13 protein-coding genes and 2 pseudogenes are annotated in these 15373 nt (G+C 66.0%); 4 read left to right on the plus strand and 11 right to left on the minus strand.

Going from position 1 to position 15373, the window contains the following annotated elements:
* Positions 1-49: 49 nt before the first annotated feature.
* Positions 50-1417, minus strand: coding sequence for an amino acid permease (locus ABGB19_RS00855; protein ID WP_347683023.1), 1368 nt, complete (start codon positions 1415-1417; stop codon positions 50-52).
* A gap of 411 nt (positions 1418-1828) precedes the next feature.
* On the opposite strand from ABGB19_RS00855, the gene ABGB19_RS00860 reads away from it, so the two are divergent.
* Both ABGB19_RS00860 and ABGB19_RS00865 read left to right on the plus strand, forming a co-directional pair.
* On the plus strand, positions 1829-2617 hold the full coding sequence (locus tag ABGB19_RS00860; protein WP_347683025.1) for an alpha/beta hydrolase: 789 nt from the start codon (positions 1829-1831) through the stop codon (positions 2615-2617).
* 116 nt (positions 2618-2733) lie between these two features.
* Positions 2734-3209: pseudogene (locus ABGB19_RS00865) on the plus strand (DUF309 domain-containing protein).
* Positions 3210-3396: 187 nt separating this feature from the next.
* On the opposite strand, the gene ABGB19_RS00870 reads toward ABGB19_RS00865, so the two are convergent.
* The 5 genes from ABGB19_RS00870 to ABGB19_RS00890 all read right to left on the minus strand — a co-directional run bounded on the left by ABGB19_RS00870 (position 3397) and on the right by ABGB19_RS00890 (position 5725).
* Positions 3397-4212 (minus strand): DUF1206 domain-containing protein, encoded by an 816-nt coding sequence (locus tag ABGB19_RS00870; protein WP_347683027.1) that lies wholly within the window; start codon positions 4210-4212, stop codon positions 3397-3399.
* 61 nt (positions 4213-4273) lie between these two features.
* Positions 4274-4726, minus strand: coding sequence for a hypothetical protein (locus ABGB19_RS00875; RefSeq protein WP_347683028.1), 453 nt, complete (start codon positions 4724-4726; stop codon positions 4274-4276).
* A gap of 74 nt (positions 4727-4800) precedes the next feature.
* Positions 4801-4956, minus strand: coding sequence for a DUF6131 family protein (locus ABGB19_RS00880; protein ID WP_347683029.1), 156 nt, complete (start codon positions 4954-4956; stop codon positions 4801-4803).
* 37 nt (positions 4957-4993) lie between these two features.
* The gene (locus ABGB19_RS00885; RefSeq protein ID WP_347683031.1) at positions 4994-5167 is read right to left on the minus strand and encodes a CsbD family protein; all 174 of its coding nucleotides are present in this window, start codon (positions 5165-5167) and stop codon (positions 4994-4996) included.
* A 78-nt stretch (positions 5168-5245) separates the two neighbouring features.
* Positions 5246-5725 carry a hypothetical protein gene (locus ABGB19_RS00890; RefSeq protein ID WP_347683033.1) on the minus strand — a complete coding sequence of 160 codons (480 nt, stop codon included), beginning with the start codon at positions 5723-5725 and terminating at the stop codon, positions 5246-5248.
* A gap of 111 nt (positions 5726-5836) precedes the next feature.
* Here ABGB19_RS00890 and ABGB19_RS00895 point away from each other — a divergent pair, with 111 nt between their 5' ends.
* Positions 5837-6574 (plus strand): TetR/AcrR family transcriptional regulator C-terminal domain-containing protein, encoded by a 738-nt coding sequence (locus ABGB19_RS00895; protein ID WP_347684648.1) that lies wholly within the window; start codon positions 5837-5839, stop codon positions 6572-6574.
* 739 nt (positions 6575-7313) lie between these two features.
* Here the strand turns inward: ABGB19_RS00895 and ABGB19_RS00900 are convergent.
* From ABGB19_RS00900 to ABGB19_RS00915, 4 genes and pseudogenes are all read right to left on the minus strand, one after another.
* Entirely contained in the window at positions 7314-7448 is a 135-nt protein-coding gene (locus ABGB19_RS00900; RefSeq protein ID WP_347684745.1) for a hypothetical protein, read from the minus strand.
* 38 nt (positions 7449-7486) lie between these two features.
* Positions 7487-7572: pseudogene (locus ABGB19_RS00905) on the minus strand (hypothetical protein); the annotation flags it as partial.
* A 56-nt stretch (positions 7573-7628) separates the two neighbouring features.
* A complete protein-coding gene (ppsA, locus tag ABGB19_RS00910; RefSeq protein WP_347683035.1) occupies positions 7629-10025 on the minus strand; it encodes a phosphoenolpyruvate synthase in 2397 nt (798 codons plus the stop codon).
* A 175-nt stretch (positions 10026-10200) separates the two neighbouring features.
* Complete coding sequence (locus ABGB19_RS00915; protein WP_347683037.1) at positions 10201-11013, minus strand: DUF1906 domain-containing protein; 813 nt, start codon at positions 11011-11013, stop codon at positions 10201-10203.
* Positions 11014-11208: 195 nt separating this feature from the next.
* Here ABGB19_RS00915 and ABGB19_RS00920 point away from each other — a divergent pair, with 195 nt between their 5' ends.
* The gene (locus ABGB19_RS00920; protein WP_347684650.1) at positions 11209-12660 is read left to right on the plus strand and encodes a serine hydrolase domain-containing protein; all 1452 of its coding nucleotides are present in this window, start codon (positions 11209-11211) and stop codon (positions 12658-12660) included.
* Here ABGB19_RS00920 and ponA2 read toward each other — a convergent pair.
* Complete coding sequence (gene ponA2 / locus ABGB19_RS00925; RefSeq protein ID WP_347683039.1) at positions 12657-15230, minus strand: transglycosylase/D,D-transpeptidase PonA2; 2574 nt, start codon at positions 15228-15230, stop codon at positions 12657-12659. The genes ABGB19_RS00920 and ponA2 overlap by 4 nt on opposite strands.
* Positions 15231-15373 lie beyond the last annotated feature (143 nt).

A 15373-nucleotide genomic window follows, 5' to 3' on the forward strand; every position in this document is an offset into this window, starting at 1 on the left:
CGCATCCCGGGCTTGCGCGGAAAACTCCAAGACGCTCGATTCGGTTCGCCTACTGGGCGCCGGCGCCCGCCACCCCGCGGGGTCGGCCACGCAGCACCCAGACTCGCCACAGATAGGCCGCCACTGCGGCCGAGGCGACCAGGGCGATCACGCCGTCGAGGCGAGTTGCGTTGATCGCGAGGACGATTGCCACGAGCACCGACCCGACGATGTTGAGTACCAGCGCGGTTCGCCGGCCGTCCCGATAGGACAGACGGGCGCACGCAACGGTCGCAGCAAGAAAGCTGGCGAAGACGGCCACCGCATAGAACCCAACGAGGCGCTGCTCACGCCCACTGGCTGCGACGAGCATTGCCGCGGCCACCAGCACCAATGCCACGCCCCATTCCGGAATCAGGAAGCGGTTCAGGCGCCGGAAACGGCTCGGCACCAACCCCTCGCCGCCGTCCTTGCCGATCGTCGCCAAGGCCTTGAGTACACCCGATCCCGCCAGGTAGGAGGAGGCGGCGGCGGCCAGCAGCAGCAGGGCGCTGCTCGCCTGGAAGGCGACGAACAGCCAGCCTCCTCCAGTGCTGTGGCGCGCCACCTCTGCGATCAGGGTGGAATCCGCGGGAGGCAGATCCGTGCCGAGATGGACAGCCAGCATCGAGAACCCGATCGTCAACGTGCCCACGATCCCCACCATCAACCACAGTGTCAGGCGCCCGACTCGCCGCCTCCCGCGATCGTCGAGTTGCGGCAGCTGGGCAATCGCGTTCGACGGGGACTCCACCCCTGTTGCCAAAGCCATCCCGAGCGGGATGGCGAGCAGTGTCGGGCCGAGTCCGGCAGCGGCCAGCAACGGCGTCTCACCGACGACCGCAGGGACCGCGGCCGGCCCGGGCGCCGGCGAGCCGATGAGCCCTGAGACGAGCACGCACACCGACAATGCGATGAACGCGACCGTGGCGGTGGCGAACACGACCCGGCCCGCTTGACCCAGCAGGACACCGCCTGCGACGAGCACGACAAGGGCCAGTCCGATCGGAGTGCGGAACTCTTCCAGCTCCGGCAGGTACGCGATCAACGCCGACGCTCCGGCGGCACAGCTGACCGCCACCGTGAGGGTGAAGTCGACCAGCAGCGCCCCCAAGGGGATGAACGCCCACCCCTCGCCGAAGGCACGAGCGATCGCTTCCGGGCCGCCGCCCCCGTTCGGGAAACGCTTGATCAACTCGTGATAGGTCGCCGAGATCACGGCGATGATCGCGATGACGGCCGCCATGGTGGGGACGAGGCTGCGAAGATCGCCGTGCAGGGACCGCAGTGCAGCCTCGATCGCGTACGCGACCGAAGACACCGGATCCGCCATGACGGTGAAGGCGAAGGCGAGGGGCAGCGCGAGCCGCTTCGTCACCTCGATCTGTCCGGATCCCACTGGCCGAAATCGGGGGCGAGGACCTCGTTCGCGCACACAGTCGTGAGTGTCCGGAGACGGCGGTACGGTGCGTACCCAGCACAGATCGGTGCTTCGAAGCCATTGCATCGCAACGCTTTTCCATGGCCGGAGCGTGCAGCCGCAACGCTGTCTGACCGTCCGCCACCACAATGACCACGAACCGGTATGAACATGGCATCTTTGCGGACTTCACGTCGCGATCGCGGTCCGCTGTGCGCGGGTGGCGTAGGGGAGCCGGACACCGCGCGATGGTAACAACATCCGAGCCGCGACCAGGGTGGATGACTGCGATGCGAGCGTGGGAAGACGCCGCTGTGCCAGATCCATGCAAAAGACACGCCACGTCGGGGAGACTGGACAGCTCCACCCGCAGCAATAGGAGCTCCGAGCATGCGAATGTCCAGAGCCGGCACCGGTGGCCCGCCCTTGGTCTTCGTGCACGGGCTCGCTTGCGATGCGACGAACTGGCAGGCCCAGGTCGGCTCGTTCGCGACAAGGACCACCGTCGTCGTATGTGAGCTACCTGGACATGGTTCCAGCCCAGGCACACCGACGGACTGCACCATCGAGGGCTACGGCGCGGCGCTGGCCCGAGGCCTGACGGAGCTGACGTTGCCGCCGGCGATCCTCGTGGGCCACAGCATGGGATGTCGGGTAGTTCTGGAGGCGAACCGGGTGGAGCCCGGCGCCGTGTCCGGGTTGATACTCATCGACGGCAGCCGAATCGGCGAGGGTGATCCCGCGGCCGCCGAGCGGGCCATGGCCGACGAACTCGCCGGGGACGGCTACTCGCGATTCATGCGGCAGTTCTTCGAATCGATGTTCGTCTCTTCGAGCGACCCCGCTCTCGCCGAGGCGATCATCCATCGGGCCCTCGACTTTCCCGCGGCGATTGGCAGGAACCTGCTGACCAACCTGGCCGGCTGGGATGCCGCCGAGGTGGAGAGCGCCCTCGACTCGGTCCGTGTCCCACTGCTCGCGATCCAGAGCACGACACTCGACGCGGCACGCGAGCGCGTATCGCTCAAACCAGGCCAGAATTCAGCCTGGATCGACCTCGTGCTTGCCCACGTGCCCCGGGCCACCGTCGTAACGCTGCCCGGGGCCGGCCATTTCCCGCAGATCGAGCTGGCCGATGAGGTCAACGCGCTGATCGCCGACTTCTGCGCCCAGTTCTGAGCCCTGCGCAGCTGGCGGATCGGTTGTCCCGCAGGCGATGTTGCAGCCCTCTTCGCGGGGATGATCAGCGTGCTCCCGCTCGCCGGGTGAATCGCCGGCGATGCCATGATGAGCGCGTGACTGAGCGTGATCGCGACGAATTCGGCAGGCCACAAAGCCGTCGTCCCCGACGCGCTCGGTCGACCGCTTCCGCAGGGCAGCGAGGCATTCCGCGCATTCTGCACGACCTCGAGATGTCTGCGGGCGATGCGTTGACCTTCGCCCAGGATCTGCTGGACCGGGGCCTGGCATTCAACGCACACGAAGTGCTCGAGGCCGCGTGGAAGAACGGTCCGGACGACGAAAAGACACTGTGGCAAGCACTTGCCCAGGTCGCGGTCGGCATCACCCATGTCCAGCGCGGCAATAACAGGGGGCGGTGGCCGTACTTCGCCGTGCATCGGCCGCCCTTGCCGTCGACGACACGGGGCGATACGGCATCGACGCCGCAGGCTTGGCCGGCTACGCGGACGTGCTGGTCGACGACCTCTCCGCGGATGTCAAGATCACACCGGAACGCCTGAGGCCCCGGCTAATTCGAGCCGACGTCTAATCGTCGGGATGGGTTCGTATGGTCATCTCGCGGATGAGTTTGTCCACGCTTTCCTGATGGTTTTCGTATGTGCCCAGTTCCCGTGACGGCCCCAGCGGATGCTGTATTGCGTACCACAAGCTGTCGAGACGACTGTGCATTCTTTTTTCCTGCTTTCTCAGAGGTGATCGTGTTCGCGTGGCACGGCCTACATCTTGGTGTATCGGGCCATGGCGAAGCTGTAGAAACCGTAGGTGATGATGCCCAGGCCCGCCGCGATCAACATCGCAGCTCCGTAGGGTTGGGCCCCTAATGTCTTGAGGGCGCCGTCAATCCCGGTTGCCTGGTTCGGGTCTGTACGACTGACGGCGACGATGACGAGTACTCCGGCGCCTGCGATGGCCAGGCCTTTGGCGACATAACCCATTGTGCCCAGTCGCCGCACCATGTCACTTGACTTGCCCTTCAGGTCGTCGAGGAAGCTCTTGCGGGCTCCCTTGTAGACGTGATAGCCGCCTACCGCGACGATGACCAGTCCGGCGGCTATGAGTGCTATGGTGCCGACGCCGGTCTGCATCAGGCGGGCGCTCATCCCGGAGTTCTGTACACCGGTGGATTTCCCGGCGCCACGGGCGAATCCGAATGTCGAGTACGCGAGCGCGAAATAGACGACCGCGAGCGCGAAGGCCTTCGCCCGATCGAGGATTTCCGATGCTGCGCGTTGCGATTTCGGGTCGGTCGAACGGCCTACCGCTGTTTCGACTAGCCGCCAAAGCGCCATCACCAGGAACGCGAGGGTGGCGATCCAGAGTGCGACGATGCCGCCGGGTTGGGCCGCCACTGCCGAGAGCGCGCCGGATTGATCAGCGTCGCCGACGTTACTGCCCAAGGCGATTCGGATGGCGAGATAGCCGATAGTGAGGTGCAACAGGCCGCTCACGACGTAGCCGGCTCGGGCGAATCGTTCGAAGATGCTGTTCTGGACGATCTCGGTCGCGGTGAAGGATGAGGCCTGGTCGAACATTGGTTCGCTCCTAACCGGCCGGATGAATCAGCACCCGGCCGCCGCTGCCGTTCTGGGTGGACTACCTGGCCCGGGGCATCGCTGGTGGGCCCTGCTTGTACGAGGTGGACGCGTCTCGAGCCGATTCACGGGTTGGGGTCTCCGCGTTTGTGGTGGCGTCGTCGTGCGCGTCCGGGTCGATCTTGTTGGCGCGGTCGAACTCCTGGTTCACTTCGTCGCGCGCAGTGGCCGCATCACTGTGACGCATCTGTGCTTGGTGCTGCAGGCCGGTCGCGTGCGCTGCCTTGGCGTCGGCTTCGGCCTGAGCGGCGCGGGCTTTGGCGGCGGTCTCCTCGGCGAGCGCCTCCCGTTGCCCCGCCTGATGGGCGTGTTCGGTGGCTTTGTCGCGGATTTCGCCGGCCTCGACGCGATGGTGCTGGGTGCGCTTGTTCCGCGTAACCCACACGACTGCGGCGATGAGCAGAATTGCGACGACCACGACGGCCGCGATCAGAATGATGGTACTGGTGGTCATAGTGACTCCTAGAGTTGGTCGAGAGAGTAGATGGGCTCGAATTGAGTTGTGGGCGTTGAGGAATGGATTGTGAGTTAGTAATAGGTGCGACGGCCGCCGACGGCGTGACCCATCGATCCCATCACGGTCAGGACAATGCCAACGATGAGGAGGATGATGCCGATGGTCCACAAGATCGAGATGTCGAGGAGAAAACCGGCGATCAGGAGAATAATTCCGAGAACGATCACGAGTGTTACCTGATTCCTTATTGGTGGTGTAAAGCGGTCAGCGCTTGAAGATGTCTTTGGCCTTCGCCCCAACCTGTTTGGTGTTGCCCTTGGCCTGCTCCAGGCGTCCTTCAGTGCGTAGCCGGGTGTTGCCGGTGGCGCGGCCGAAGTACTTCTTGGTGGCGCCCTTGACCGATTCGGTCTTGTTGGCGAGCTTCTTGCCAATACTCATGCGGCGTTCCTTTTGTTGTTGTGACTGCAGAGCGAACGGGGACAGGTACTCGACGTGAGAGTGCTACCTGTGAGAGTGCTACCTGGTTGCATCGCGTCGAACGTGGGCGGCCGGGCGCCGGAGCCGTGCCCAGGGACGGAAAGACCGATCCTGAGTCCGGCCCGGCTGAACCCAGGCGGCGGAGGTGTGCGGCTCAGCGTCCGTCGCGTTCGTCGTTGAGCCGGACTCATTACCGGTGTCCTGATGGTCGTGCAGGATGGCGAGGTCCCGGTTCAGGAAGGCCGTTTCGCGTCGGGACCGTGCGAGTTCGCGGCGTGCGTCTTGGCCGCGGCTAGCGGCGCGGCGGGCACCGGCCAACAGCGCGCTCATCCCCAGCATGGCCACCGCTCCGACGACGATGCCGAACAGAAAGAGCGTGCCCGTCGACCCGGTGACGTGATAGCCGAACACAGCGAAGCTCTCTGTCAACGAGTGCGCGGAACCGGCGTTGCCGAGAACCCCGACAATCCCGACGATTACAGCGGCGAGCAAAACGATCGATCCGATGATGACGATCATGGGGACGCCTCTGATTTCCGGTGCTAGATCTCCAGTAGACGCCTAACCGAGTGGCATGTCAACAGTGTTGACCCACACTGTTGGTCTACAGTGTCGTTGGAGGATGACCTGATGACGAAACCGACAACACCCGTGGTTGCCCACGAGTCGGCCGCTGCGGCCGGCCGCGCCGGCGGTCCGGTCACGCGATCGGTCATACTGCGAACCGCGCTGAGGATCATCGACAGTGACGGTGTGGAGGCGTTTTCCATGCGCCGACTCAGCGAAGCCGTGGAACGTGACACCACGGTGCTCTACCGGCACGTCGCGAGCAAATCCGCGGTGCTCGACGGTGTCGCTGAAATCGTCTTGAGTCAGCTCACGGTGGACACCACCGACCGCGACTGGGCGGGCCAGTTGCGGGTCGTCGCCCATCGCTTCCGTGCGCTGGCTCTCGAACACCCGAATGTGGTGCCGCTTCTGGTTACTCGGCCCCTGGCAACCCCCCTTGGGCAGCGGCCACCAGGCACGCTGCGGCCGCTTGAAGACGTCCTGACCCTGCTCACCTCCGCAGGATTCACCGGCGTCGACGCTCTCCATATCTACCGCGTGTTGTTCGCCTACCTGCACGGTCACGTACTCGACGAACTGCAGGAGATAGTCGAACGACCCGAAGAAACCGATCACGTCCTACAGCTCGGGTTGCATCGGCTTCCGATTACCGACTTCCCCCAGCTGCGCTCCTTGGCGCCCGCGCTGGCGTCGTATGACGGGGCCGCTGAGCTCGACCGTGGCCTCGACCTCCTGCTCACCGGCCTCACCGCAGCCCTCACCCGCCCCGACGGATCACCCCGCAACCACCTGAGATGACCCCGACGAGATAGCGCGATTCGTCAGTTGCGGAGACGTCACGCTCCTGCTCTCATCGAGAGTCTGCGACTCGTTCGGCATGGGTATCGGCTCTCTGGCCGTGCGAATGTCGGCGATGCGACCGACGTTCGCGCCTGCGTAGAGGGGTCGCCAGTTAACGAGGCTCTCGGGTCGGTCCTCCGTCGGCGGTTCGGGTACGAGGAACGGTAGCCGTGGCGGTTGGGCTTGGAGCAGCCGGTCCTGCGCTGCGGGCGGCATCGCCGTAGTGAGGCGGTTGAGGGTTTGGTTGGCCGTCCGAATCCAGCTGGGACCCCGGTCCTCGTGCCCCAACCAGCGGCGGGTTGCGGCGTTGGGGAATGACCCGGTGGGGTGCGTTGGGCCAGCCCAGTCCGAACAACTCGGTGAGGACGGTTTCGTCCGCGGCGACGCAGCGCCGTGTGTATTCGGCGTGGGCGAGGCTTTCTTCGCTGGCCGGAAAGCGGGTGCCGACGACGGCCGCGACGGCGCCCGCATCGAGCGCGGTCCGCACACCCGGGGCGTCGACGATGCCGCCGGCAAGCAGAACCGGAATCTTCACGGCGGAGCGAATCCGCTCGAGCAACTCGAGCGCGCCAGTGGTCCCACGGACGTGACCGCCGGCCTCCACGCCTTGGGCGATCACGGCATCCGCCCTCCTCGACCGATCCGCACTGGTGGATCCAGGTGCCGGCGGCGAGCCGGCGAGGCACGCCCCAGAACGTCACGATGACGTCCGCCGCGGCTGCTGCCTCCACGCGCCGGGTCGGACGAACGGCAGCAGCAGATTGACGGCGATCGCCCGTCCGGTGAGCCGGCGCGCGGCGGCTATCTCGGGCAGCGATACTCGTTCGCGCACCAGCGACCGTCCCGAGGCCGCCAGCTTCAGACACGGCCGCCGCCAGTTCGTGTCCCGCGACCATCCCCATGCCGGCCTGCACAATCGGCACCGCCAAGCTGCGCGGATCAAAGACCGCGGCCATCGGTCCAAACTACTGCGCGGAAAACATCGAGCGTCACCGCTGCCTCGAGACCGGATTCATTGAACGGGCGTGAGCTGTTCCTCCACCTCCAGGACCTGCCGTGTGGTCTTCACCACCGTGTCGGGATTGAGGCTCATCGAGTCGATGCCCACGCGGACGAGGAACTCGGCCATTTCGGGGTAGTCCGACGGCGCCTGCCCGCACAGCCCGGAGTGAATTCCGTTGCGGCGGCAACCTTCCACCGCCAGCCGGATCATCTCCTTGACGCCTTCGTCGCGTTCCTCGTAGTCGAACGCGACGATCTCGCTGTCCCGGTCAACGCCCAGCGTCAGCTGAGTCAGGTCGTTGGATCCGATCGAGAAACCGTCGAACCGTTTGGCGAATTCGTCGATCAGGATCACGTTGTTGGGGATCTCGCACATCGCGTAGACCTTGAGCCCGTTATCACCGCGCCGCAGGCCATGTTTGGCCATCTCCTCGAGCACGAGGTCGGCCTCTATCACCCGGCGCACGAACGGGATCATCAGCACCACGTTCGTCAGGCCCATCTCTTCCCGGACGCGCTTCATCGCCTGGCACTCCAGCGCGAAGCCCTCCGCGTAGGCGGGGTGCGCGTAACGTGACGCCCCGCGGAAGCCGATCATCGGGTTGCTCTCATCCGGCTCGAAGGCCGCACCGCCGATCAGGGTTGCGTATTCGTTGCTCTTGAAGTCCGACATGCGGACCACCACCGGCTTGGGCCAGAACGCGGCCGCGATCGTGCCGATGCCTTCGGACAGGCGTTCGACGAAGAAGTCGGCTCCGTCCGAGTGGTTGTAGGTCAGCCGGTCGATCGTCCGGCGGGCTTCGGGGTCGTCGACCTTGTCCGGATGGAGCAGGGCCAATGGGTGCACCTTGATGTACTCGTTGATGATGAATTCCATCCGGGCCAGCCCCACACCGTCGTTGGGGAGGAACGACGTCTTGAAGGCGAGATCGGGATTCCCGAGGTTGACCATGATCTCGGTGCGGGGCCGCTCGATGTCCCCCACCTCCGTGCGGTCGACGCGGAACGGCACCTCGCCCTTGTAGACCCGCCCGGTGTCGCCTTCGGCGCACGACACCGTAACCGTCTCTCCGTCGGGCGCTTTGGTAGTCGCGTCGCCGGCGCCCACCACAGCGGGAATGCCCAGTTCGCGGGCGATGATCGCAGCATGGCAGGTGCGGCCGCCGCGATTGGTGACGATCGCCGCGGCCGTCTTCATCACCGGCTCCCAGTCCGGTGTGGTGATATCGGATATCAGTACCTCGCCGGGCTGGAAGTCGGGTAGGTGCGCGATGTTGTCGATCCGCCTCGCCACGCCGGAGGCGATCTTCTCGCCGACCGAGCGTCCCTCGGCGACGACCTCGCCGAGCCCGTCGAGCACGTAACTCTCCAGGATCGTGCCGGAGCGCTGGGAAGCGACGGTCTCCGGGCGGGCCTGGACGATGTAGAGCTTTCCGTCGAGACCGTCCTTGGCCCACTCCATGTCCATCGGCCGGCCGTAGTGCTGTTCGATGATGCACGCGTAGTCGGCAAGTTCGAGCACGTCGTCGTCGGTGATGCAGAACCGGGCGCGGTCGGCCTTCGGCGTCGGGATGTTGCGGGTGGTGTACTTCGTGTCGCCCTCGACGAAGATCATCTTGACCGCCTTGTCGCCGATCAGCCGGCGCAGCACCGCGCGGTGTCCGGCGAGGAACGTCGGCTTGTGGACGTAGAACTCGTCGGGATCGACCGCGCCCTGCACGACGTTCTCGCCGAGGCCGTACGCCCCGGTGATGAACACCGCGTCGCGGAAACCGGACTCGGTGTCGAGGGAGAACATGACGCCCGACGCGGCGAGGTCGGAGCGGACCATCTTCATGATGCCGATCGAAAGCGACACCTTGAAGTGGTCGAAGCCCTGGTCGATGCGGTAGTGGATGGCGCGGTCGGTGAACAGGCTGGCGAAGCACCTGCGGCAGGTGTCGAGGAGGCTCTCGTCCCCCCTGATGTTGAGGTACGTGTCCTGCTGCCCGGCGAAGCTGGCGGTTGGCAGGTCTTCGGCGGTCGCCGAGCTGCGGACGGCAAGGCTGACGTCCTCGCCGTACTCGTCCTGCAGCTTGCGGTACGCGTCGAGAATCTCCGCCGTCAGATCGTCGGGAAGACCCGCGCCGTAGACGAGTTCGCGGGCGCGCTTGCCCTTGCGCGCCAACGCGGTGACATCCTCGGGGTCGATGTCGTCGAGCTCTTTGTGCAGCGCCTCCCACACACCGGCGTGCTCGAGCATGTAGCGGTATGCCTCAGCGGTGGTGGCGAACCCGTTCGGGACTCGAACACCCTGGTCGGAGAGCTTCTGATACATCTCGCCGAGGGAGGCGTTCTTACCGCCGACCAGCGGCACGTCGTCGATGCCGACCTCGTCGAAGAACCGGACGTATCGGGATGTGGGCATGATCTCTCCTGTCGTAGCGTCGAGCGGTCACGGCTGTGTGCTGCACGTCGCCCCCATTGGTGGTCACCATGGTGCCCTCGGTCGAGAACCGGCAACAGGGGATTTCGACCCGCCGTCTGCGTCCGAAAGTCGGCCACCCAGCGCAGGCGCCAAAGGTACCCTTCGGCTCGGTGCCCTACGGTCTGTCGAGATCCCACTGGCCGAAGTCGGCGGCGAGGACATCGTTGCTGTCCACGTGGGTGCCGCCCATGGCGATCCCCGGCTCCGACCCGCTGACGACCACGGCCTGATACAGCACGGCCCTGGGCTCGCGCTCACCACCAGACCACGCCCTCGTCTGCCACGCCCACCAGTGTCCTTCGGTCGAGGACTGCCCGATGACCCCGTCGTCGATCGCCCACGCACACGTGCGGTTGTGCCCGTAAACGCCGGTGCGGTGCACGCCCAGCACTGAGTTGATCCCTCGAAGCCATTGACTGGCAACGCTTTTCCAGGTTTCGAGGTCGATATCCTCGTCGATGCTGAAGAAGATCGGCGCCGACTCCGGGCCCCCGGCCGCAGCGTGCAGCGCCAGTGCTGTCTGGGCGTCCGCCACACCGCCGTCGTACCCGCGGGTGTAGTCCGATGGAGTCGGCCAGCCCGGTTTGCCGTACTGATAGCAGCTCACGACGTGAAGACCTTCGGCGCGGAGCGCATCCGCATACTCCCGGGTCACCGGCTTGAAATCGAAGTCGGCCCCCGGGCGTAGTTCGGACACGTAGACGAGTGCGCCGTCATAGCCGGCCGACCTGATCTGATCCGCCGGAACCAGTCGGTGCGTGAAGTCGATCAGCCTCAGCGGGGCCGCTGATGCCGTTCGCGCGCGAAGTGTCGCGGCCGCCGCTCCGAGAACCACTGAAATCGGCGCAAAAATGGCGTATTTGAGGACTTCGCGCCGCGACTTGGACCGCGGTTCGCCAGGTTCAGATGGTGCAGCCGAGCCGGACACGGCGCGATGGTAACAACATATGACCGGCGCTCGGTGCAGATCGCCCGTGTGGGTAACGGTGTGCTGGTCTCGCCGCCTTCGCCCTATGCTGACCAGCAGACGCGGCCCGGACGCGGCGTACCCGCGCACGATCGACCCGGCGAGGTGAGCCTCACGTTCGCAAAGATGACTGTTTCCAGGCTCGTTGCCGTCGGAATGCTTGTGCTCGCAACGTCGTGCGGAGAGGCGGCCGAACCAAGAGTCAGTGCACCACCGCCGACGACGCAGCAGCCCCCGTCTGCCCAGGCGCCGAACGCGGCTCCTGCACCTGACTTCGCCGCCGTCTCCAAGCTGGTCGACGATGCGATCGCGGCAGGCCGGCTGCCCGGTGCCGTGGTGGCGATCGGGCACGGCGGCAAGGTCGTTTTCCGCCAGGCCTATGGCTCGCGCAAGACCGCAGGGGAACCCGGGCTCGACGGTGTACCGGCACCGGCGGAACCGATGACCGAGGACACGGTCTTCGACCTCGCGTCGCTGACGAAGTGCCTGGCCACCGCGACCGCCGTCATGCAACTTCACGAGCAGGGTCTGGTGCAGTTCGACGAACCCGTGCAACGGTATCTACCCGAGTTCAACGCATCGAACGATCCCCAGCGCGCGAAGGTGACCGTCCGCATGTTGCTCACCCACACTTCGGGCGAGAGGGGAGACGTCGATCTCGGGGATCCGTGGGGACTGGACCGCGTGGACAGGCCGGAAGGCATCCACCGCGCGCTGACCTCGCCGCTCGAATCGGCTCCCGGTGAGTCTCTCCGGTACTCCGACATCAATTTCATATTGCTCGGCGCGCTGATCGAGAAGATCACGGGCGAGACAGAAGACGTCTACGTCGAAAGGCACGTATTCTCCCCGCTCGGCATGACGGACACCGGCTTCCTTCCCCTTGCGAAGGCCTGTGGTCCGCACACCGTCAGAGGTGCCGCGATCGCATGGGCGCAAGGGAACTTGCCTGCCGAGTGTCCGGCGGATTCGTGGAGCACGGGTCTTCTGGTGCGCATCGCACCGACAGCGCGCGACGAAGAGGGCAGAGCCGACCCGAGCCGCAATCCCGACCTCGACCACCTGCTTCGGGGCACCGTGCAGGACACGACGGCGCGGCGCATGGGTGGAGTGGCCGGACACGCAGGCGTGTTCGCGACGGCACACGATGTGAGCCTCTATGCGCAAGCCCTGCTTGATCGGCTCGCGGGCCGGCCGAGCGAGTTCCCACTCAGGCAAGCGACGCTGAAGATGATGACGACGCCTCAGCAGCCCGGCCATACGGCCTACCAACTCGACGCAGCCAACGACGCTGCCCGAGAAACCCTCGAGAAGCGGCCCAACACAACAGATCCGCTGCTCGCACCGAGTTATCCGGCGATCAAGGGACAGAATCTGCGGGGCTTCGGCTGGGACATCGATACCGCCGCATCCCAGCCGAGGGGAATGGTCTTTCCCATCGGCAGCTTCGGCCACACCGGGTTCACCGGAACCTCTTTGTGGTTGGACCCCGGCTCCGACACTTACATCGTGGTGCTTGCCAATTCGATCCATCTTCGAGGCAGTCCACCGCTCAACGATCTGCGCGGCGAGATCGCGACGACGGCGGCGCGGGCCCTCGGCCTCTAGAGCGGTGGACCGGGCGGCGGCAGACCCGGCGGCGGAGGCGGCGGCAGGGCAGGCGGCGGAGGCGGAGCAGGCGCCGGCGGTGGCGGAGGTGGAGGTAGGCCAGGTGGCGGCGGAGGTGGCGGAAGGCCGGGCGGCGGAGGCGGCGGCGGCCCGAAGAACGGCAATGGGAACGGCGGCGGCAGCCCCGGTATCTGCACGAGCATCGGATCGACCGGCGGGGGAGGTGGAGGACTTTCCTCGGGCTTGTCGACCGGCTCCACCGGCTCCGGCCGCGGCGGGACTCCGTTGCTGGTCAGGATCGTGATCACGGAACCGGGAATCGTCCGCCCGCTCGGTGTGGTTCCGACGACGGCGCCGTAGGACGCCCCGCTGTTGACCGGCGTCGTCTTCTCGGCGACCTGGAAACCGGCCTCCCTGATCCGCTGACGGGCCGCGTCGACCTTCAGGCCGGCCACGCTCGGCACCTCGCCGCCCGGGCCGCCGTCGACGTAGCGCGGATCGGTCGGCGGTAGCCGCACCTCGCCGTAGTCGGTGGCGATCGGTTTCATCGCCTCGAACCACGTCCGCGCCGGTTCGTTACCGCCGAAGAGGTTGCCGCTGGAGCACTTGCGCAACGGGAACGAACAGATCTCCGACGGCGCGCTGGAGTCGTCGAAGACGTAGACGGCCGCGGCGAGTTGGTTGGTGAACCCCAGGAAGCCAGAGGACCGGTGGGATTCGGTGGTGCCGGTCTTTCCCGACATCGGCAGGTTCCAGCCCACCGAACCCGCCGCCGACGCCGCCGTCCCGGCACCGCGGTCGTCCTTGCTCATCGCGTTCGCCAGCGTGTTCGCCAGGCCCTCGGGTACCGCTTGCTCACATCCCTCCGTGCTGAACGTCACCTCGTTGCCGTGACGGTCGATGATCTTGTCGATCGGGCTCGGCGGGCACCACACGCCCCCGGATGCCAAGGTCGCCGCCACATTGGACAACTCGAGCGCGTTCAGTTGAAACGGGCCGAGCGTGAACGACCCGGCGTTGATTTTCTTGATGTAGTCGGCCAGGCTTTCGTTGCTCGTCGGGTCGTACGCCCGCGCCGATCCCGGCACCGCGTACGAGCGCAGGCCCAACCGGACGGCCATGTCGACCGCGCGCGGCACCCCGACCTGCTGGATCAACTTGGCGAAGGCGGTGTTGGGCGACATCGCCAACGCGTCGGTGACGTTCATCGAGCCGCGGTAGTTGCCGGCGTTCCTGACGCACCAGGTCTCCTCGGGACAGCCCGGCGTATCGCTGCTGCCCAGACCCCGGCCCTGGAACGAGCCCGGCACGGCCAACTGGGTGTTGATGCCCATCCCCATGTCGAGCGCCGCCGCTGTGGTGAAGATCTTGAAGATCGAGCCCGCTCCGTCGCCGACGAGCGAGAACGGTTGCGGCTGCACCGTTTCCCCGGCGTCACCGTCGAGACCGTATTTGCGGCTGCTCGCCATCGCCATCACGCGATGCGATTTCTTGCCCGGCTTGACCACGCTCATCACGCTGGCGATCCCGTCCAGCGTCGGATCGGCCACCTTGTCGATCGCCTGCTTGACCGAACTCTGGACCTTCGGATCGAGCGTGGTGCGGATCAGATAGCCGCCGCGGGCCACCTGTTCCTTGCCGATTCCGGCCCGCGCCAGATACGCCAAGGCGTACTCACAGAAGAAGCCCCGGTCGCCGGCGGCAATGCATCCGCCCGGGAGCTGGTTGGGCTGCCGCAGCACGCCGAGTGGCGCAGCCTTGGCGGCGCGTAGCTCGTCAGCGTGCTGGGGGAGGTTCTGCATCATGGTGCTCAGCACCAGGTTCCGGCGCTCCAGCGCGCCCTGTGGATTGACGTAGGGATTCAGCGACGTGGGGGACTGGACCATGCCGGCCAGCAACGCCGCCTGCTCCCAGTTCAGCTGCGACGCGTTGATGCCGAAGTACGTCTGCGCGGCGTCCTGCACGCCGAACGCCCCGTTGCCGAATCCCACGAGGTTGAGGTAGCGGGTGAGGATCTCCGCCTTGCTGAATGTCTTGTCGAGGGTGAGTGCCATCCGCATCTCACGGAGCTTGCGCGCAGGCGTCACCTCGACCGCGGCCCGTCGCTCGGCGTCCGACTGCGCCGTCACCAACAACTGGAAATTCTTCACGTACTGCTGCTCGATGGTGGAACCGCCGCGGGTGGACAAGTTGCCCGAGAGGTAACCGGACAGGCCGGTCAGGGTGCCTTGCCAGTCCACACCGTTGTGCTCCGCGAACCGCTTGTCTTCGATCGACACCACGGCCAACTTGATGGTGTTGGCGATCTGATCGCTGGCCACCTCGAAGCGCCGCTGACTGTAGATCCACGCGATCGGATCGCCCGCGGCGTCGACCATCGTCGACACCTGCGGCACATCCACCTCCACCAGCTGGGCCGACCCGTTGGCGACCACGTCGGACGCGCGGTTGGACAACAGGCCGAACCCGCCCGCGAACGGGAAGATCACAGCGGCCAGCAGGATGCCCGCCATCAGGCAGCACGCTGCCAGCTTGACGACCGCCCCCCAGGCCGGTTCACGCTCCGGCATCAGACCAGATTAATAAGTGCTCCATCGCTCGTGGGCCTGCCGCGCCGATTTATTGACCGAGATGTCAGCAGGCCGGGAACCGAGCTCTCACCCTGCGGATAGGAAATCCTTCGCCCGGCTCGACGGATTCTGGCTTCCCGGCG

Source organism: Mycobacterium sp. B14F4 (assembly GCF_039871645.1).
GTDB lineage: Bacteria > Actinomycetota > Actinomycetes > Mycobacteriales > Mycobacteriaceae > Mycobacterium.

What these genes read in the sequence shown, in the direction of transcription:
- ABGB19_RS00875 (WP_347683028.1), bottom strand. Translation starts at nt 4,726, where the DNA reads ATGACCACCAGTACCATCATTCTGATCGCGGCCGTCGTGGTCGTCGCA.
- ponA2 (WP_347683039.1), bottom strand. Translation starts at nt 15,230, where the DNA reads ATGCCGGAGCGTGAACCGGCCTGGGGGGCGGTCGTCAAGCTGGCAGCG.
- ABGB19_RS00895 (WP_347684648.1), top strand. Translation starts at nt 5,837, where the DNA reads ATGACGAAACCGACAACACCCGTGGTTGCCCACGAGTCGGCCGCTGCG.
- ABGB19_RS00920 (WP_347684650.1), top strand. Translation starts at nt 11,209, where the DNA reads ATGCTTGTGCTCGCAACGTCGTGCGGAGAGGCGGCCGAACCAAGAGTC.
- ABGB19_RS00860 (WP_347683025.1), top strand. Translation starts at nt 1,829, where the DNA reads ATGCGAATGTCCAGAGCCGGCACCGGTGGCCCGCCCTTGGTCTTCGTG.
- ABGB19_RS00870 (WP_347683027.1), bottom strand. Translation starts at nt 4,212, where the DNA reads ATGTTCGACCAGGCCTCATCCTTCACCGCGACCGAGATCGTCCAGAAC.
- ABGB19_RS00890 (WP_347683033.1), bottom strand. Translation starts at nt 5,725, where the DNA reads ATGATCGTCATCATCGGATCGATCGTTTTGCTCGCCGCTGTAATCGTC.
- ppsA (WP_347683035.1), bottom strand. Translation starts at nt 10,025, where the DNA reads ATGCCCACATCCCGATACGTCCGGTTCTTCGACGAGGTCGGCATCGAC.
- ABGB19_RS00885 (WP_347683031.1), bottom strand. Translation starts at nt 5,167, where the DNA reads ATGAGTATTGGCAAGAAGCTCGCCAACAAGACCGAATCGGTCAAGGGC.